General features: G+C 59.3%; 16 protein-coding genes. 13 read left to right on the forward strand and 3 right to left on the reverse strand.

Features of this window, described 5'->3' with window-relative positions; all coding sequences use genetic code 11:
• Nucleotides 1-163 precede the first annotated feature (163 nt).
• From ffh to rplS, 5 genes are all read left to right on the forward strand, one after another.
• Nucleotides 164-1,540 (forward strand): signal recognition particle protein, encoded by a 1,377-nt coding sequence (gene ffh / locus ACNYC6_RS19020; RefSeq protein WP_419708685.1) that lies wholly within the window; start codon nucleotides 164-166, stop codon nucleotides 1,538-1,540.
• A gap of 250 nt (nucleotides 1,541-1,790) precedes the next feature.
• Nucleotides 1,791-2,042 (forward strand): 30S ribosomal protein S16, encoded by a 252-nt coding sequence (gene rpsP / locus ACNYC6_RS19025; protein ID WP_003198088.1) that lies wholly within the window; start codon nucleotides 1,791-1,793, stop codon nucleotides 2,040-2,042.
• A gap of 5 nt (nucleotides 2,043-2,047) precedes the next feature.
• Nucleotides 2,048-2,584 (forward strand): ribosome maturation factor RimM, encoded by a 537-nt coding sequence (rimM, locus tag ACNYC6_RS19030; RefSeq protein ID WP_034149001.1) that lies wholly within the window; start codon nucleotides 2,048-2,050, stop codon nucleotides 2,582-2,584.
• Nucleotides 2,585-2,628: 44 nt separating this feature from the next.
• Nucleotides 2,629-3,339 (forward strand): tRNA (guanosine(37)-N1)-methyltransferase TrmD, encoded by a 711-nt coding sequence (trmD, locus tag ACNYC6_RS19035; protein ID WP_419712981.1) that lies wholly within the window; start codon nucleotides 2,629-2,631, stop codon nucleotides 3,337-3,339.
• 45 nt (nucleotides 3,340-3,384) lie between these two features.
• Nucleotides 3,385-3,735 carry a 50S ribosomal protein L19 gene (gene rplS, locus ACNYC6_RS19040; RefSeq protein ID WP_003175895.1) on the forward strand — a complete coding sequence of 117 codons (351 nt, stop codon included), beginning with the start codon at nucleotides 3,385-3,387 and terminating at the stop codon, nucleotides 3,733-3,735.
• Nucleotides 3,736-3,793: 58 nt separating this feature from the next.
• Here the strand turns inward: rplS and ACNYC6_RS19045 are convergent, their stop codons facing one another.
• Complete coding sequence (locus ACNYC6_RS19045; RefSeq protein ID WP_419708686.1) at nucleotides 3,794-5,611, reverse strand: cation:proton antiporter; 1,818 nt, start codon at nucleotides 5,609-5,611, stop codon at nucleotides 3,794-3,796.
• 109 nt (nucleotides 5,612-5,720) lie between these two features.
• Between ACNYC6_RS19045 and xerD the strand changes: the two genes are divergently transcribed.
• The 6 genes from xerD (at nucleotide 5,721) to ACNYC6_RS19075 (ending at nucleotide 12,351) form a co-directional block, all read left to right on the forward strand.
• Nucleotides 5,721-6,617, forward strand: a complete 897-nt coding sequence (gene xerD / locus ACNYC6_RS19050; protein WP_419708687.1) for a site-specific tyrosine recombinase XerD — start codon at nucleotides 5,721-5,723, stop codon at nucleotides 6,615-6,617.
• Nucleotides 6,618-6,780: 163 nt separating this feature from the next.
• A complete protein-coding gene (dsbC, locus tag ACNYC6_RS19055) occupies nucleotides 6,781-7,512 on the forward strand; it encodes a bifunctional protein-disulfide isomerase/oxidoreductase DsbC (RefSeq protein ID WP_419708688.1) in 732 nt (243 codons plus the stop codon).
• 133 nt (nucleotides 7,513-7,645) lie between these two features.
• Complete coding sequence (locus ACNYC6_RS19060) at nucleotides 7,646-8,950, forward strand: homoserine dehydrogenase (RefSeq protein ID WP_416126305.1); 1,305 nt, start codon at nucleotides 7,646-7,648, stop codon at nucleotides 8,948-8,950.
• 66 nt (nucleotides 8,951-9,016) lie between these two features.
• On the forward strand, nucleotides 9,017-10,426 hold the full coding sequence (gene thrC / locus ACNYC6_RS19065; protein ID WP_095193060.1) for a threonine synthase: 1,410 nt from the start codon (nucleotides 9,017-9,019) through the stop codon (nucleotides 10,424-10,426).
• 119 nt (nucleotides 10,427-10,545) lie between these two features.
• Complete coding sequence (locus tag ACNYC6_RS19070; RefSeq protein WP_419708689.1) at nucleotides 10,546-11,901, forward strand: transporter substrate-binding domain-containing protein; 1,356 nt, start codon at nucleotides 10,546-10,548, stop codon at nucleotides 11,899-11,901.
• A gap of 162 nt (nucleotides 11,902-12,063) precedes the next feature.
• Nucleotides 12,064-12,351: a DUF3509 domain-containing protein gene (locus ACNYC6_RS19075; RefSeq protein WP_419708690.1), complete on the forward strand. Its 288-nt coding sequence runs from the start codon at nucleotides 12,064-12,066 to the stop codon at nucleotides 12,349-12,351.
• Between the two features lie 170 nt (nucleotides 12,352-12,521).
• On the opposite strand, the gene ACNYC6_RS19080 is transcribed toward ACNYC6_RS19075, so the two are convergent.
• Nucleotides 12,522-13,490, reverse strand: coding sequence for a TIGR02285 family protein (locus ACNYC6_RS19080; RefSeq protein ID WP_419708691.1), 969 nt, complete (start codon nucleotides 13,488-13,490; stop codon nucleotides 12,522-12,524).
• A complete protein-coding gene (locus tag ACNYC6_RS19085; RefSeq protein WP_419708692.1) occupies nucleotides 13,444-14,643 on the reverse strand; it encodes a CaiB/BaiF CoA transferase family protein in 1,200 nt (399 codons plus the stop codon). Before ACNYC6_RS19085 ends, ACNYC6_RS19080 begins: the two co-directional genes overlap by 47 nt.
• Nucleotides 14,644-14,790: 147 nt before the next feature.
• Between ACNYC6_RS19085 and ACNYC6_RS19090 the strand changes: the two genes are divergently transcribed.
• Together ACNYC6_RS19090 and recJ are read left to right on the forward strand one after the other, a co-directional pair.
• The gene (locus tag ACNYC6_RS19090) at nucleotides 14,791-15,333 is read left to right on the forward strand and encodes a YaeQ family protein (protein WP_160387032.1); all 543 of its coding nucleotides are present in this window, start codon (nucleotides 14,791-14,793) and stop codon (nucleotides 15,331-15,333) included.
• 57 nt (nucleotides 15,334-15,390) lie between these two features.
• Entirely contained in the window at nucleotides 15,391-17,100 is a 1,710-nt protein-coding gene (gene recJ / locus ACNYC6_RS19095) for a single-stranded-DNA-specific exonuclease RecJ (protein ID WP_419708693.1), read from the forward strand.
• Nucleotides 17,101-17,198 lie beyond the last annotated feature (98 nt).

Genomic DNA, 17,198 nt, shown 5'->3' on the forward strand with positions numbered 1-17,198 from the left:
CACGCGGCACGAAAGACCACGCAAGCTGACGACGAGGTGTCCGCGGGGCGCAGTCTTCGCTATAATCCGCGACCTGCCCACGCCGCAGGCTCGCCGAGCACATGTTTAGTCCGGTCCGGGCCGCCATTATCCCGGTCTACACAGGGCCTGAAAGGATCGCGCAATGTTTGAAAACTTAACCGACCGTCTCTCGCAGACGCTGCGCCATGTCACCGGCAAGGCGAAGCTGACCGAGGACAACATCAAAGACACCCTGCGCGAAGTGCGCATGGCGTTGCTCGAAGCCGACGTCGCCCTGCCGGTGGTCAAGGACTTCGTCAATTCGGTCAAGGAACGTGCCGTCGGCACCGAAGTGTCGCGCAGCCTGACGCCGGGCCAGGCCTTCGTGAAGATCGTCCAGGCCGAGCTCGAAAGCTTGATGGGCGCGGCCAACGAAGATTTGAACCTGAGCGCAGTGCCGCCAGCGATCATCCTGATGGCCGGTTTGCAGGGGGCTGGTAAAACTACCACCGCCGGCAAGCTCGCGCGTTTCCTTAAAGAGCGCAAGAAGAAGTCGGTCATGGTCGTGTCCGCGGACGTTTACCGTCCGGCGGCGATCAAGCAGCTGGAAATGCTCGCCGGTGAAGTCGGCGTTACCTTCTTCCCGTCCGACCTGAGCCAGAAGCCGGTCGAGATCGCGCAAGCGGCTATTAAGGAAGCAAAACTCAAATTCATCGACGTGGTCATCGTCGATACCGCCGGTCGTCTGCACATCGATGAAGAGATGATGGGCGAGATCAAGGCGCTGCATGCCGCGATCAACCCGGTCGAAACCCTGTTCGTGGTCGACGCCATGACCGGCCAGGACGCCGCCAACACGGCCAAGGCCTTTGGCGATGCGCTGCCACTGACCGGTGTGATTTTGACCAAGGTCGACGGTGATGCCCGTGGCGGTGCCGCGCTGTCGGTGCGTGCGATCACCGGCAAGCCGATCAAGTTCATCGGTATGGGCGAGAAGAGCGAAGCGCTCGACCCGTTCCACCCTGAGCGTATTGCTTCGCGCATCCTCGGGATGGGCGACGTGCTCAGCCTGATCGAACAGGCGGAAGCGACCCTCGACAAGGACAAGGCCGACAAGCTGGCCAAGAAGCTGAAGAAGGGCAAGGGCTTCGACCTCGAAGACTTCCGCGATCAGCTGCAACAAATGAAGAACATGGGCGGCCTCGGCGGCCTCATGGACAAGCTGCCGAACATGGGCGGCGTGAACCTGGCGCAAATGGGCAATGCCCAGAATGCGGCAGAGAAGCAGTTCAAGCAGATGGAAGCCATCATCAACTCCATGACCCCGGCCGAGCGCCGCGACCCTGAGCTGATCAGCGGTTCGCGCAAGCGCCGTATCGCCATGGGTTCCGGCACGCAGGTGCAGGACATTGGTCGCTTGATCAAGCAGCACAAGCAGATGCAGAAGATGATGAAGAAATTCTCCGCGAAAGGCGGAATGGCCAAGATGATGCGCGGCATGGGCGGTATGTTGCCCGGCGGCGGCATGCCCAAGATGTAAAGAATTCGCGCCGGTCGTCGTACCGGCGCCAACCCACACGGACGTGGGATACACAGCAAACCCGCACATGGCGGGAGCTGACCGGCCGTTTTCAACGACGGCTCTATAGCAAATCTGCATGGCGACCGATAGGCCGCCGGAAAAAGTCATTTGCAAAAGTCCGGATATTCCTTAGAATATGCGGCCTTTCGGGCACCCATGCCCGCTGTGCCTTTAGATTTGCAGCACCGACTACAGGAACGATGTTCACATGCTAACAATCCGTCTTGCCCTTGGCGGCTCCAAAAAGCGCCCGTTTTACCACTTGACCGTAACCGACAGCCGCAACCCGCGCGACGGTTCGCACAAGGAACAGGTTGGTTTCTTCAACCCTGTTGCTCGTGGTCAAGAAGTCCGTCTGTCCGTGAACCAAGAGCGCGTAGCCTACTGGCTGAGCGTTGGTGCACAACCTTCTGAGCGCGTTGCTCAGTTGTTGAAGGAATCTGCTAAGGCTGCGGCCTGAGCAATATGAACGCGACGCCAGCTGTTGCTGATGATTTGATCGTTATCGGCAAGATTTACTCGGTTCACGGCGTTCGCGGCGAAGTGAAGGTGTACTCCTTTACTGATCCGATTAAGAACCTGCTGGATTACAAAACCTGGACGCTCAAGCGTGACGGCAATGTAAAGCAGGTAGAGCTGGTCAGCGGACGCGGGAACGACAAGTTCCTGGTCGCAAAGCTCAAGGGTCTCGATGATCGTGAAGAAGCTCGTCTTCTGGCCGGTTATGAGATCTGCGTGCCGCGCAACCTGTTCCCTGAACTGACCGACGGCGAGTACTACTGGTACCAGCTGGAAGGTCTCAAGGTCATCGACACCCTCGGGCAACTGTTCGGGAAGATCGATCACCTGCTGGAGACCGGCTCGAATGATGTAATGGTGGTCAAGCCTTGCGCTGGCAGCCTGGATGATCGCGAACGCCTGTTGCCCTATACCGAGCAATGCGTGTTGGCCATCGACCTGGCCGCAGGCGAGATGAAGGTGGATTGGGACGCGGACTTCTAAGCGTGGCTAACTTGCGTGTAGAAGTGATCAGTTTGTTTTCCGAGATGTTCTCCGCCATCAGCGAGTACGGCATCACCAGTCGGGCGGTGAAACAGGGGCTCTTGCAGCTCACCTGTTGGAACCCGCGAGACTACACGACGGATCGACATCACACTGTGGATGATCGCCCATTTGGCGGTGGTCCGGGCATGGTGATGAAGATCAAGCCCCTGGAAGATGCTCTGGTTCAGGCCAAGGCAGCAGCCGGGGAGGGAGCGAAGGTAATTTACCTGTCCCCCCAAGGCCGTCAACTGAATCAGTCGGCGGTACGCGAGTTGGCGAATCTGGATGCATTGATCCTGATTGCCGGCCGCTATGAAGGCATTGACGAGCGTTTTATTGATGCTCATGTCGATGAAGAGTGGTCGATTGGCGACTATGTACTGTCTGGCGGCGAGCTGCCGGCGATGGTCCTGATCGATGCGGTTACACGACTGCTGCCTGGAGCTTTAGGGCATGCGGACTCCGCCGAGGAAGATTCCTTTACGGATGGTTTGCTGGATTGCCCGCACTACACCCGACCGGAGGTGTATGCGGATCAGCGTGTTCCCGACGTATTGCTAAGTGGCAATCACGCGCACATCCGGCGTTGGCGTTTACAGCAGTCCCTTGGTCGGACCTATGAACGACGCGCCGATCTTCTGGAAAGCCGCTCGCTTTCTGGAGAAGAGAAGAAGCTGCTCGAGGAATACATCCGCGAGCGGGACGATAGTTAACAACGTATCGATGGTAGATCCGACGATTTACCTTAGGAGCACAGCATGACTAACAAAATCATCCTTGCACTCGAAGCAGAGCAGATGACCAAAGAGATCCCTACCTTTGCACCGGGCGACACCATTGTCGTTCAGGTAAAAGTAAAGGAAGGCGACCGTTCGCGTCTGCAAGCGTTCGAAGGTGTTGTTATCGCCAAGCGTAACCGCGGCGTAAACAGTGCATTCACCGTTCGTAAAATCTCCAACGGTGTTGGCGTAGAGCGTACTTTCCAGACCTACTCCCCGCAGATCGACAGCATGGCTGTTAAACGTCGCGGTGACGTACGTAAAGCCAAGCTGTACTACCTGCGCGACCTGTCGGGTAAAGCAGCTCGCATCAAGGAAAAACTGGCTTAAGTCCAGCTTCCGATGCAGAAAAAAGCAGCCTACGGGCTGCTTTTTTGTTGCCTGCAATTTAGCTGCTGCCGTTGCTTTCGATCTCCGGCTGGATCAACGCCAGCAACGTCCACCCCGCCGCAGGCTTGAGCGTGCTGTCCGGCGTCACCACATGCACCCAGCCACTGTCATCGCGCAGGAACAGCAAGGTTGCGCGATCGCCATGCAGTGCCTGGTAATCCTCCCAGCCGAAACCATCCGTCAACGTCGTGCTGTACAGTTCGGCGCCCTGACTGAGCTGACTGGCGAATTTGCCGTAGGTCAGCGCCTCGCTGCCCATTTGATTGCTGCGATGTTCCAGGCTGGTCCGATGCTTGTCGGTACGACGGCTTTCCTGGCCGCTGGCCAGTCCGAACATGCGTTGATGACCGAGCTCATGTCGAAACCGCATCAACGCCAGTGTGTTCATTTCGCCTGACGGCGACAGCGCCAGCAAATGTCCGAGTCCCACCAGATCCAGATGCGCGTCGGCATGTTGAGAGGCCGGGTTGCCGAAGTAGGTCGGCAAGCCTTCCATGCGTGCCGTCCGAATGTTTTCCCAACTCGAATCGGTAAGCAGTACCCGGCTGCCCAGTTGTTGCAGCGCCTTGCCCAGCGTGCGGGCCGGTCCATTGGCACCGATGATGAGGAAGCCACTCGGCGCCGGTTCAGCCACCTTCAGCAAGCGCGCCAATGGCCGCGCCGTCGCACTTTGCAGCACCACGGTGCCGATGATGACGGCAAAGGTCAGCGGCACCAGCAGCAGCGCGCCTTCGTGACCGGCCTCATCCAGGCGAATCGCGAAGATCGCCGACACCGCTGCGGCCACGATGCCGCGAGGTGCGATCCAACCCAACAGTGCCCGCTCGCGCCAGCTCAGGCTTGAACCTGCCGTAGAAATCAGCACATTCAAGGGGCGGGCAATGAGTTGAATCACCAGCAGCAGAATCAGCACCAAAGGCCCGAGACCGATCATGGCGTCGAGGTCCAGTCGAGCTGCCAGCAGAATGAACAACCCGGAAATCAGCAGCACGCTGAGGTTTTCCTTGAAGTGCAGGATATGCCGGACATCCACGCCCTTCATGTTGGCCAGCCACATGCCCATCAGCGTCACGGCCAGCAAGCCGGATTCGTGCATCACTTCGTTGGCAATGATGAAAATCCCCAGCACAGCCGCGAGCGCTGCCAGGTTATGCAGGTATTCCGGCAGCCACTGGCGGCGAATCAAAGTGCCGAGCAACCATCCACCAAAAATGCCGAACAGGCTGCCGCATAGAATCACGCCACCAAAGGTCAGCAAACTTTCCTTGAGCCCGTGGCCCTCGGCGCTGGCAATGATGAAGCTGTAAACGACCACGGCCAGCAGCGCGCCGATCGGATCGATGACGATGCCTTCCCAACGCAGAATGTTGGCAATCGAGGCTTTCGGCCGCACGACGCGCAGCATCGGCACGATCACAGTCGGCCCGGTGACCAGCGTCAGGCTACCGAAGAGGATGGCCAGCATCCAGTCGAAACCCAGCAGCCAGTGAGTGGCCAGCGCGATGACTACCCAGGTCGAGAGTGCACCAATGGTCACTAGCCGGTGAACGACGCTGCCAATCTCGCGCCACTCGGACAAATGCAGCGTCATGCTGCCTTCGAACAGGATCAGCGCCACCGCCAGCGACACCAAAGGCATCAGCAATGGGCCGAACATTTCCTGCGGATCAAACAAGTGCAACCCCGGGCCGACCAGAATTCCAGTCAGCAACAGAAACAGAATCGCCGGTAGCTTCAAGCGCCACGCCAGCCATTGGCACCCCAGTGCCGCGGCGCCAATGCCGCCAAATGCCAACAAAATCTGCTGTTCGCTCATTGCTGCTCCCTGTTCCTTGAATTTGCAGGCTATGAAAGACTAGCGGTCGTATCTACCGTTCACGTTGATTTTTTTTACGGCAGTCCCAAGGCTGCGCGTTTGAGTGCCCATGCCTGCCATCGATCATCCATTAATAGACCAATTTCTCGACGCCCTCTGGCTGGAGAAAGGACTTTCCGACAACACCCGTGATGCCTATCGCAGCGACCTGGCCCTGTTCAATGGCTGGTTGCAGGAGAAAGGACTGGAGCTGGCGAACGCGGGCCGGGAGTTAATTCTTGATCACCTGGCCTGGCGTCTGGAACAAAACTACAAACCCCGTTCCACTGCACGATTTCTCTCCGGTGTACGAGGCTTTTATCGCTATTTGCTGCGGGAAAAGTTGATCGCCGTCGATCCGACCCTTCGCGTCGACATGCCGCAGCTCGGTAGGCCGTTGCCCAAGTCGTTGTCGGAAGCCGACGTGGAAGCACTGCTCAAGGCGCCGGACCTGAGCGAGGCGATCGGCCAGCGCGATCGCGCCATGCTCGAAGTGCTTTACGCCTGTGGCCTGCGGGTAACCGAGCTGATCAGCCTGACGCTGGAACAGGTCAATTTGCGTCAGGGTGTGCTGCGAGTGATGGGCAAGGGCAGCAAGGAGCGGCTGGTGCCGATGGGTGAGGAGGCGATTGTCTGGGTCGAGCGCTACATGCGCGATGCCCGCGGTGAACTGCTCGGCGGGCGCCCGAGCGATGTGTTGTTCCCCAGCCAGCGCGGCGAGCAGATGACCCGGCAAACGTTCTGGCACCGCATCAAGCATCAGGCCAAGGTCGCGGGGATCGGCAAATCGCTGTCGCCGCACACGCTGCGTCATGCGTTCGCTACGCACTTGCTCAACCACGGCGCCGACCTTCGGGTGGTGCAGATGCTGCTTGGTCACAGTGATTTGTCGACGACACAGATCTACACCCATGTTGCCCGGGCGCGGTTGCAGGATCTGCATGCCAGGCATCACCCGCGTGGTTGACCCCAACTACTACGGATTAGTAGGTCAATGCCTTGCATCACCGGGAGTCGGCCATGCCGGGCTTATGTGATAGGCTTTGCCGGTTTGCACGATGGGCAATTATGACCCGGTGTTTTGGTACCGGCGTTCTGGTCGTTCCATTTGTCCGCCTTCAGGAGTTCTCATGCGTCTGACCCAGATTTTCGCCGCCGCCGCCATTGCGTTGGTCAGCACCTTTGCCGTCGCCGATGACGCGGCCGACAAAGCCATTCGTAAAAGCCTGGAAAACCTCCAGCTCGAAGTGCCGGTGGAGACCATCACCGCCAGTCCGCTGCCAGGCCTGTACGAAGTCAAACTCAAGGGCAGCCGCGTGCTGTATGCCAGTGCTGACGGCCAATATGTCGTTCAGGGCTACATGTTCCAGCTCAAGGACGGTAAACCGGTCAACCTGACCGAGAAGACCGAACGCCTGGGCATCTCCAAACTGGTCAACGAGATTCCGGTCGCTGAAACCGTGGTGTACCCGGCCATCGGCGAGACCAAGTCGCACATCACCGTGTTCACCGACACCACTTGCCCGTACTGCCACAAACTGCACGCCGAGATCCCGGAGCTGAACAAGCGCGGCATCGAAGTGCGTTATGTGGCGTTCCCGCGTCAGGGCCTGGGCTCGCCGGGTGACGAACAACTGCAAGCGGTGTGGTGCTCGAAAGACAAGAAAGCGGCCATGGATAAAATGGTCGACGGCAAGGAAATCAAGGCCGCCAAGTGCGATAACCCGGTTTCCAAGCAGTTCGCCCTCGGTCAGTCGATCGGCGTGAACGGCACACCGGCCATCGTTTTGGCCGACGGTCAGGTCATTCCGGGCTACCAGCCTGCGCCACAAGTCGCCAAACTGGCGCTGGGCGCGAAGTAAATTCGCATCGTCACGGCCAGCCTTTGACGAGCATGGTCCGGTAGCGACATCGCCGGGCCATTAATAGAGAGCCGCAAGCATGCGGCTGTTTTCACGGCCGGCCTTGAGTCGGCCGTTTTATGGGGAGTTCACAGTGAAACCGGTCAAAGTAGGCATCTGTGGGTTAGGGACCGTCGGTGGCGGTACCTTCAACGTACTTCAGCGCAACGCCGAGGAAATTGCTCGTCGTGCCGGGCGTGGGATCGAAGTGGCACAAATTGCCATGCGCACGCCAAAGCCTCAGTTCCAAACGACCGGTATTGCGATTACCAACGATGTCTTCGAAGTGGCCACGAACCCTGAGATCGACATCGTCATAGAGCTGATGGGCGGCTATACCGTTGCCCGCGAGCTGGTACTCAAGGCCATCGAGAATGGCAAGCATGTGGTCACCGCGAACAAGGCGCTTATCGCCGTTCACGGTAATGAAATTTTCGCCAAGGCTCGCGAGAAGGGCGTGATCGTTGCGTTCGAAGCGGCGGTAGCCGGTGGCATTCCGGTGATCAAGGCGATCCGTGAAGGCCTGTCTGCCAACCGTATCAACTGGGTCGCCGGCATCATCAACGGCACCGGCAACTTCATCCTGACGGAAATGCGTGAGAAGGGTCGCACCTTCGAAGACGTATTGGCCGAAGCCCAGGCTCTGGGTTACGCCGAAGCCGATCCAACCTTCGACGTTGAAGGCATCGATGCAGCCCACAAGCTGACGATCTTGGCGTCGATTGCGTTCGGCATCCCGCTGCAATTCGACAAGGCTTACACCGAAGGCATCACCAAGTTGACCACCGCCGACGTGAATTACGCCGAAGCGCTGGGCTATCGCATCAAGCACCTGGGCGTGGCGCGCAGCACCGCTTCCGGTATCGAATTGCGCGTACACCCGACGCTAATCCCGGCCGATCGCCTGATCGCCAACGTCAACGGCGTGATGAACGCGGTGATGGTCAACGGTGATGCTGCCGGTTCGACTCTGTTCTACGGCGCCGGCGCCGGCATGGAGCCGACCGCTTCGTCGGTGATCGCCGACCTGGTGGACGTGGTTCGCGCCATGACCTCCGACCCGGAAAACCGCGTGCCGCACCTGGCCTTCCAGCCGGACTCGTTGTCGGCGCACCCGATCCTGCCGATCGAAGCCTGCGAAAGCGCTTACTACCTGCGCATCCAGGCCAAGGACCATCCGGGCGTGCTGGCCCAGGTGGCGAGCATCCTCTCGGAGCGCGGTATCAACATCGAGTCGATCATGCAGAAGGAAGCCGAAGAGCACGATGGCCTGGTGCCAATGATCCTGCTGACCCATCGCGTACTGGAGCAGCGCATCAACGACGCGATCGCCGCCCTGGAAGCCTTGGCGGGCGTGGTCGGTCCGGTTGTACGGATCCGTGTCGAGCACCTGAACTAAGCCGTTATCGTTCACCGGGTCAGCGTTCTGGCCCGGCATTACGAACACTGTCCATTGGAGTCAGTCATGCGTTACATCAGTACCCGCGGCCAGGCACCGGCCCTGAATTTCGAAGACGTCCTGCTGGCCGGTCTTGCGACCGACGGCGGTCTGTACGTCCCGGAAAACCTGCCACGTTTTACCCAGGAAGAAATCGCTTCCTGGGCCGGCCTGCCGTATCACGAGCTGGCTTTCCGCGTCATGCGCCCGTTCGTTACCGGCAGCATTCCAGACGCCGATTTCAAAAAGATTCTTGAAGAAACCTACGGCGTGTTCGCCCACAGCGCCGTGGCGCCACTGCGACAGCTGAACGGCAACGAATGGGTGCTGGAGCTGTTCCACGGCCCGACCCTGGCGTTCAAGGACTTCGCCCTGCAACTGCTCGGTCGCTTGCTCGACTACGTGCTGGAAAAGCGCGGCGAGCGCGTGGTGATCGTCGGCGCCACCTCCGGTGACACCGGTTCGGCCGCCATCGAAGGCTGCAAGCACTGCGAAAATGTCGACATCTTCATCCTGCATCCGCACAACCGCGTATCGGAAGTGCAGCGCCGGCAGATGACCACCATTTTCGGTGAGAACATCCACAACATCGCCATCGAAGGCAACTTCGATGACTGCCAGGAAATGGTCAAGGCGAGCTTCGCCGACCAGGGCTTCCTCAAGGGCACTCGCCTGGTGGCCGTGAACTCGATCAACTGGGCGCGGATCATGGCCCAGATCGTTTACTACTTCCACGCAGCCCTGCAACTGGGTGGCCCGGCGCGTTCGGTGTCGTTCTCGGTGCCGACCGGCAACTTCGGCGACATCTTCGCCGGTTACCTGGCGCGCAACATGGGCCTGCCGATCAACCAGTTGATCGTCGCCACCAACCGCAACGACATCCTGCACCGCTTCATGAGCGGCAATCAGTACGTCAAGGAAACCCTGCACGCCACGTTGTCGCCGTCGATGGACATCATGGTCTCGTCGAACTTCGAACGCCTGCTGTTCGACCTGCACGGTCGCAACGGCGCAGCGATTGCCGGTTTGATGGACAGCTTCAAGCAGGGCGGCGGTTTCAGCGTCGAGCAAGAGCGCTGGACCGAAGCCCGCAAACTGTTCGACTCGCTGGCCGTGGATGACGCACAAACCTGCGAAACCATCGCCGAAGTCTACGAGCAGACCGGCGAAGTGCTGGACCCGCACACCGCCATCGGCGTCAAGGCCGCGCGCGAATGCCGTCGCAGCCTGGATATCCCGATGGTCATCCTCGGCACGGCGCATCCGGTCAAATTCCCGGACGCCGTGGAGAAAGCCGGTGTAGGAAAAGCACTCGAACTCCCTGTACATCTTTCTGATTTGTTTGAGCGAGACGAGCGTTGCACCGTGTTGCCAAATGACCTGAAAGCCGTGCAGACCTTTGTCAGTCAGCATGGCAACCGCGGTAAGCCTTTGTAACCGGCAAAACCTGTCACACATTGAAGCCCGTCTCCTGACGGGCTTTGTTGTTTTTGCATGCCACACTGGCCGGGAAATCGCCCATGAGGGAGGGGCGGACCGAGCGCAAGGAAGTGGTAATGCCGTATTTCGCAGTGTTGATGCCAGCCTTGAGCTGGATATTTTTGGTTGCGCTCTTGGGGCTGAGCCTGGGGGCGATGGCGGCGCAATGGGTAGCGTATGAAACTGATAGGGCGGCTACCGGGCCTCTGATCAAGCTTGATGCGCAGGAACGCCAGTGGTTGGCGGAGCATTCGCCAGTCGTTGTCGCATCGACACAATACCCCTTGTATCTGTTCAAGGATGAGCGCGGTCAATGGAGCGGTTTCCATAACGATGTGCTGGAGCGCATCAGCGCCATGACAGGGTTGCGGTTTGTCTACGACGAGACATTTTCCACCGAGCAGTTGCTCGGTCGCCTGGAAAGCGGCGCTGCCGATATGAGCACGATGCTGTCCATGAACGACGAACGCAGGGCGTTTCTCGATTTCAGTCATGCCTTCGGTGGCGCTGGCTGGGTGTTTGTCGGGCATGCAGAGGCTCCTGCTGTGCAATCGCTGGAGCAACTGGCGAAAAAGGTGCTGGTGCTGCCGACGCGGCATGCGCTGGAGGTCGTGATTCGTCGCGACCATCCGTCCATCGAATTGCGTTCGGTAAAGACTCACGCCGAAGCCCGGGCATTGGTCGAGAGCGGCGAGGCGTACGCGACCATCGACAATGAAATCGGAGCGCGACTCTACCCGTCGGGGCGGCTCAAGGTCAGTGAAGCGATAGAGGGCAAATGGGACGCAGATTATCTGGCAGTGCACAAATCTCAGCCACAGCTGTTGAGCATCCTCAGCAAAGCACTGGAGGCTTTTCCGCCTGCCGAACTGCGAGCGATTCGCCACAAATGGTTTTATGAGATTGCGCCCGCAACGACACCCTCAATCTGGTCGGGGGTGACCAGGCAGGTTTGCTGGAGTGTGTTGTTCGTCAGCCTGTTCGCGCTGGTTTCGCTGATCTGGAATCGTCGACTGGCCGCTGTCATCGAACAGCGTCAGGGCGCCGAGAGTGGCCTTCGCGATCAGTTGGCGTTCCAGCACACGTTGATGGACGCCATGCCTGACCCCGTGTTTGTTCGCGACCGGCAAGGGCGTTTGCTCATGTGCAATAAAAGCTATGAGGAGAGCCTGTCGGCCCGTTTAGATCAAATGCAGGGACGTCTGTTGATCGAGCTTGAAGTCTTGCCCAAAGAAACCGCCGAGCTTTTGCATGCCGAGTTCATGGCTCAGTTGGACACGCGCAAATCACGGTTCAGCGAGCGGCAATTGATGTTCAAGCATGGCGTGCGGGACATCTACCAGTGGACCGTGCCGTTTTACAGTGCCGATGGTCAATTGCGAGGGTTGTTGGGGGGATGGGTCGATATCGGTCAACGAACCCGACAGACGTGACGCACCTGTTTTTTCTCTGTCATCTTTGCCGTGCATGCTCTTTCGACCAGAGACGCAGGTTTACCTGCACTCGGTATCCAGAACTTTCTTCTCGGGCCGGCGGTCATTTACTGTAGATACGCCCCAGGCACTTTGTTTTCGGACTATTGAGTGGTGATCGAGATGGAAAGTATCAGTCTCTTGCTCGGTGAGGCTCTGAGCCCGTACCAGGTGACATTGACCCCGTCAGGCCTTCATGGCGAATGCCGGGTGATATTGACGAACGCGACCGGTGCAGTGGTGGTCGACCGTGAGTTCAGTCAAGCGCAGTTGACCGACAAACGCTCGCTGACCGATGTGGTCGATGGTTTGCATCGCGATGTGCTGATTGCTGAAGGACGCTTGGAGCCTTGTGTGATCGCGGCGTTGCGCAATGCGGCTCAGGACCGGCTGCTGGCCAGCCGAAACTGAATTGAATTTTGTGGGAACCTTCCTGCATCCAGGTCAGTCAGACCCTTTACCAGCAAGATCAAGCATTGTGCTCCGGTGCTTGTAGCTTGCTGCTACGGGTCTTTATGTAGGCCACGTTTAACCCCGAGTCGTCTCCCCACTTCTCGGGGTTTCTTTTTGCCCGGGATTTTTCACTGCCCGGCCTGATGCTCGAAAAATGCTTTGGAAGCTTCCAGGTATTCGCTGCGACTTTCCGGGTCGAGCCAGGCTGCGTAGGCCTCGCTCAGGTGATCGCGGGGCAGGGCGCGCAACAGTTGGTTGATCTCGATGATTGCCTGTCGGCCTTGCGGCGTGTTGGTGCAGCCGATGTATCCGGACAGGTATTTTCCGGTGCCGCGGATCGGGAAGAACTGCAATTCATTCTCGGCGATCCCTTGCTGCTGCGCCTGGTAGCGGATTTCCGGGCGATAGCCCAGCAGCAGTTGCAGGCGTCCCAGTCGCTGCATTTGCAGCAGGCTGCCCAAGGCGTCATTGCCGTAATGGAGTGTCAGCACCTTGGGGGGCGCCTGTTTGAGCAAGGTGTCGAGGTATTCGCCATAGTTGCGTTCGGCAATAATCCCCAAGGTCACACTGCCGGTAGCCAGCAGGGCGGCCAAATTCACTTCGCCGTCCTTGATGAAGGGCGCCAGCACTTCGCGATCAACACGCCGCACGGCCAGGCCATTGCTCATGGCACGGAACACCGGCGCGGAAAACGCGATCCAGGTTTCCCGTTCCTTGCTCCAGTTCAACGCCGCATCGCAGGTAAGGGATGGCTCATGGAGCATCTGCAAACCGCGCGCGCGATTGACCCTCATCACGCTGTGCTGGTACTGAGGCATGCCGGCCGTGAGCTTCGGCAGCAATTGATCGATGACCCCCAAGCCCTTTTTCGGGCCGTCGAAAATGAACAGCGGTGGCAGGTCGCGCTTGAGCCAGATCAGCGTCTCCTTGGGTTGCGCCAGTGCCGCAGGCGCCAGCGCAGTGATTAGCAGCATGCACGCCAAAGCACACAGCCTCCGCCCGTTCCGCCACAGGCAGTGCTTGATTAAGTGCGCAAACAGACGCTTCAGCTCAGATGGCTCCGTCTTTGCGCAGCTGTGTGATCTGCGACGCGTCATAGCCAAGTTCCTGGAGTACCTGTGTGTTGTGCTCGCCCAGTTGCGGCCCGACCCATTCACAATCACCGGGTGTATCAGAGAGTTTCGGCACGATTCCCGGCATCTTGAAGTTTTTGCCGTCCGGCAGCTTGGCCTGCAGGAACATTTCCCGGGCGAGGTACTGCGGATCGCTGAACATGTCTTCGGCGCTGAAGATCCGGCTGGCCGGTACATCGGCCTGATTCAGCCGCTCAAGGACCGTGTCCAGCGGCAGTGAGTTGACCCAGCGATCGATGACCCCATAGAGCTCGTCGCGCCGGCTGTCACGACCGTCGTTGCTGGCCAGCATTGGATCGTTGGCCAGGTCTTCGCGGCCAATGATCAGCATGAAGCGTTTGAAGATCGCATCGCCGTTGGCGCCGATCTGTACGTGTTTGCCATCGGCGCTGGTATGGATCGAGGACGGCGTGATGCCGGGCATGATGTTGCCGGTGCGTTCGCGGATGAAGCCGAACACATCGAACTCCGGGACCATGCTTTCCATCATGGCGAAGATCGCTTCATACAGCGCCACATCCACCACTTGCCCCTGGCCGCTATTAACCTCGCGGTGACGCAAAGCCATCAGTGCACCGATCACGCCCCAGAGCGCGGCAATCGAGTCGCCAATGGAGATGCCGGTGCGCACCGGTGGGCGATCGTCGTAACCGGTGATGTAGCGCAAGCCGCCCATCGACTCACCAACCGCGCCAAACCCCGGCTGATCCTTCATCGGCCCGGTCTGGCCGAAGCCCGAGAGGCGCACCATCACCAGTTTTGGATTCAGTGTGTGCAAGACGTCCCAACCCAGGCCGAGTTTTTCCAGCACGCCCGGGCGGAAGTTCTCGATCAGGATGTCCGCTTCGCTCAGCAGTTTTTTCAGGATCGCCAGGCCATCCGGATGCTTGAGGTTCAGGGTCAGCGACTTTTTGTTGCGCGCCTGCACGAACCACCACAGCGAAGTGCCCTCATACAACTTGCGCCATTTACGCAGCGGATCGCCACCGTCCGGGGATTCGACCTTGACCACATCGGCACCGAATTCAGCGCAAATGCGCGAAGCAAAAGGGCCGGCAATCAAAGTGCCCAATTCGATGACTTTGAGGCCTGAAAGCGGTTTGGCGGTGGACGACATACGGGATCCTGTAGGACAAGGGTTGAGCGAATAGAGAGTTTTAACATAGCCGACTGTCAGGCGCCCGAGCGAGATTGCCTTCAATTCGATGAATGCCTGCCGCATCGGTTAGACTTGCCGCCTTTCCTCGTATCAAGAAGCCCGTTCATGGCCCAGCCGTCCACGACCTACAAGTTTGAACTGAACCTCACCGACCTCGACCGCAGCGTCTACGAGAGCGTCAAGCAGACCATTGCCCGTCACCCATCGGAAACCGAGGAGCGCATGACCGTGCGCCTGTTGGCCTACGCCCTCTGGTACAACGAGCAGCTGTCTTTTGGCCGTGGTCTGTCAGAAGTGGATGAACCGGCCTTGTGGGAAAAAAGCCTGGATGACCGTGTCCTGCACTGGATCGAAGTCGGCCAGCCGGATGCCGAGCGCCTGACCTGGTGTTCGCGTCGCACCGAACGCACCAGCCTGCTGGCGTATGGCAGCCTGCGTGTCTGGGAAGGCAAGGTGATCCCGGCGATCAAGAACCTGAAAAACGTCCACATCGCTGCCGTGCCTCAAGAAGTCCTGGAGACCCTGGCCAAGGACATGCCGCGCGTTATCAAGTGGGACGTGATGATCAGCGAAGGGACGATTTTCGTCACCGATGACCGTGGTCAGCATGAAGTCCAGCTGCAATGGTTGTCGGGCGAGCGCGGCTGAGTCCTCGCACGTCATCCGGTTTTATCCTACGCACTCAAGAGAAGCACCTGTCACCCCATGCGCATCGAACCTCGCCTGCTGCCCGACACCTTGCCATTCCTCGGTGATATTCCGCCGCTGTTGACCCGCCTGTACGCGGCGCGGGGCGTGCAGTCCGAAGCCGAGCTGGACAAGAGCCTGGCGCGGTTGATTCCGTTCCAGAAGCTCAAAGGCATTGAGGCGGCCGTGGATTTGCTGGTGATCGCGCTGGAACAACGTCAGCGGATTCTGATCGTCGGCGACTTTGACGCCGACGGCGCAACCGCGAGTACGGTCGGTACGTTGGGGTTGCGCTTGCTGGGTGCGGCGCATGTCGATTATCTGGTGCCCAATCGTTTCGACTATGGCTACGGTTTGACGCCGGAAATCGTCGCGGTGGCGCTGGAGCGTCAACCTCAGTTGCTGATCACCGTGGACAACGGCATCTCCAGCGTCGAAGGCGTGGCAGCGGCGAAAGAAGCCGGGCTCAATGTGCTGGTCACCGATCACCACTTGCCCGGTGATGAGCTGCCGCTGGCCGATGCCATCGTCAATCCGAACCAGCCGGGGTGCGAGTTCCCGAGCAAGGCGCTGGCCGGTGTCGGGGTGATTTTCTACGTGCTGATGGCTTTGCGCGCGCGGTTGCGCGAACTCGGCTGGTATGCGAGCAAGCCGCAACCGAACATTGGCGAGTTGCTCGATTTGGTGGCACTGGGCAGTGTGGCCGACGTGGTGCCGCTGGATGCCAACAATCGGATTCTCGTTCATCAAGGCCTGGAGCGGATTCGTGCCGGCCGTGCCCGACCAGGAATCAAGGCGATCCTGGAAGTGGCCAAGCGAGACCACGCACGCATCACCTCCACCGACCTGGGGTTCATCGTCGGCCCGCGCCTCAACGCGGCGGGGCGTCTGGATGACATGAGCCTGGGCATCGAATGCCTGCTCACCGAGGACACCGGCCTGGCCCATGAAATGGCCGCTCAGTTGGACGGCATGAACCAGGACCGTAAATCCATCGAGCAGGGCATGCAGCGTGAAGCGCTGGCGCAGCTCAAGGATTTGCCGGTGGAATCGATGCCGTTCGGTTTGTGCCTGTTCGATCCCGAGTGGCACCAGGGCGTCATCGGTATCCTCGCGTCGCGGATGAAAGAGCGTTACTTCCGCCCGACCATCGCGTTTGCCGATGCCGGTGATGGCTTGCTTAAAGGCTCGGGCCGTTCAGTCCAGGGCTTTCACATCCGCGACGCCCTGAGCGTGGTGGCGGCGCAGCATCCGAACCTGATCACCAAGTACGGCGGCCATGCGATGGCGGCAGGGCTGACGTTGCCGGAAGCGAATTTCCCGTTGTTCGCCGAGGCCTTTGACGCTGAAGTGCGCCGGCAATTGCGCGAGGAAGACCTGACCGGGCGCTTGTTGTCGGACGGCACCCTGGCGGTCGAGGAGTTTCACCTGGAACTGGCCCGTGCACTGCGCCATGCCGGTCCCTGGGGGCAGCATTTCCCGGAGCCGCTGTTTCACGGGGTGTTTCAACTGGTCGAACAGCGTGTGGTCGGCGAGCGCCACCTGAAAGTGGTGCTCAGAAGTGAGTGCGGCTCGGTCAAGCTCGATGGCATTGCCTTTGGCATCGACCGCGATGTCTGGCCGAATCCGACCATCAAGTGGGTGGAACTGGCCTATAAGCTCGACGTGAACGAGTTTCGTGGGAACGAGACCGTTCAGTTGATGATTGCCCACATCGAACCGCGTTGAGCCAATACTTGTAGGAGCGAGCTTGCTCGCGATGGTCGTGAACGATAACGCGCTAAATCTGATTCCCGTCAACGCCTCTGGTTTTTTCACGAGCAAGC

The sequence above is a fragment of the Pseudomonas sp. NFX224 genome (genome assembly GCF_048565165.1).
Taxonomy (GTDB): domain Bacteria; phylum Pseudomonadota; class Gammaproteobacteria; order Pseudomonadales; family Pseudomonadaceae; genus Aquipseudomonas.

What these genes read in the sequence shown, in the direction of transcription:
- ffh (WP_419708685.1), top strand. Translation starts at nt 164, where the DNA reads ATGTTTGAAAACTTAACCGACCGTCTCTCGCAGACGCTGCGCCATGTC.
- rpsP (WP_003198088.1), top strand. Translation starts at nt 1,791, where the DNA reads ATGCTAACAATCCGTCTTGCCCTTGGCGGCTCCAAAAAGCGCCCGTTT.
- rimM (WP_034149001.1), top strand. Translation starts at nt 2,048, where the DNA reads ATGAACGCGACGCCAGCTGTTGCTGATGATTTGATCGTTATCGGCAAG.
- trmD (WP_419712981.1), top strand. Translation starts at nt 2,629, where the DNA reads ATGTTCTCCGCCATCAGCGAGTACGGCATCACCAGTCGGGCGGTGAAA.
- rplS (WP_003175895.1), top strand. Translation starts at nt 3,385, where the DNA reads ATGACTAACAAAATCATCCTTGCACTCGAAGCAGAGCAGATGACCAAA.
- ACNYC6_RS19045 (WP_419708686.1), bottom strand. Translation starts at nt 5,611, where the DNA reads ATGAGCGAACAGCAGATTTTGTTGGCATTTGGCGGCATTGGCGCCGCG.
- xerD (WP_419708687.1), top strand. Translation starts at nt 5,721, where the DNA reads ATGCCTGCCATCGATCATCCATTAATAGACCAATTTCTCGACGCCCTC.
- dsbC (WP_419708688.1), top strand. Translation starts at nt 6,781, where the DNA reads ATGCGTCTGACCCAGATTTTCGCCGCCGCCGCCATTGCGTTGGTCAGC.
- thrC (WP_095193060.1), top strand. Translation starts at nt 9,017, where the DNA reads ATGCGTTACATCAGTACCCGCGGCCAGGCACCGGCCCTGAATTTCGAA.
- ACNYC6_RS19070 (WP_419708689.1), top strand. Translation starts at nt 10,546, where the DNA reads ATGCCGTATTTCGCAGTGTTGATGCCAGCCTTGAGCTGGATATTTTTG.
- ACNYC6_RS19075 (WP_419708690.1), top strand. Translation starts at nt 12,064, where the DNA reads ATGGAAAGTATCAGTCTCTTGCTCGGTGAGGCTCTGAGCCCGTACCAG.
- ACNYC6_RS19080 (WP_419708691.1), bottom strand. Translation starts at nt 13,490, where the DNA reads ATGACGCGTCGCAGATCACACAGCTGCGCAAAGACGGAGCCATCTGAG.
- ACNYC6_RS19085 (WP_419708692.1), bottom strand. Translation starts at nt 14,643, where the DNA reads ATGTCGTCCACCGCCAAACCGCTTTCAGGCCTCAAAGTCATCGAATTG.
- ACNYC6_RS19090 (WP_160387032.1), top strand. Translation starts at nt 14,791, where the DNA reads ATGGCCCAGCCGTCCACGACCTACAAGTTTGAACTGAACCTCACCGAC.
- recJ (WP_419708693.1), top strand. Translation starts at nt 15,391, where the DNA reads ATGCGCATCGAACCTCGCCTGCTGCCCGACACCTTGCCATTCCTCGGT.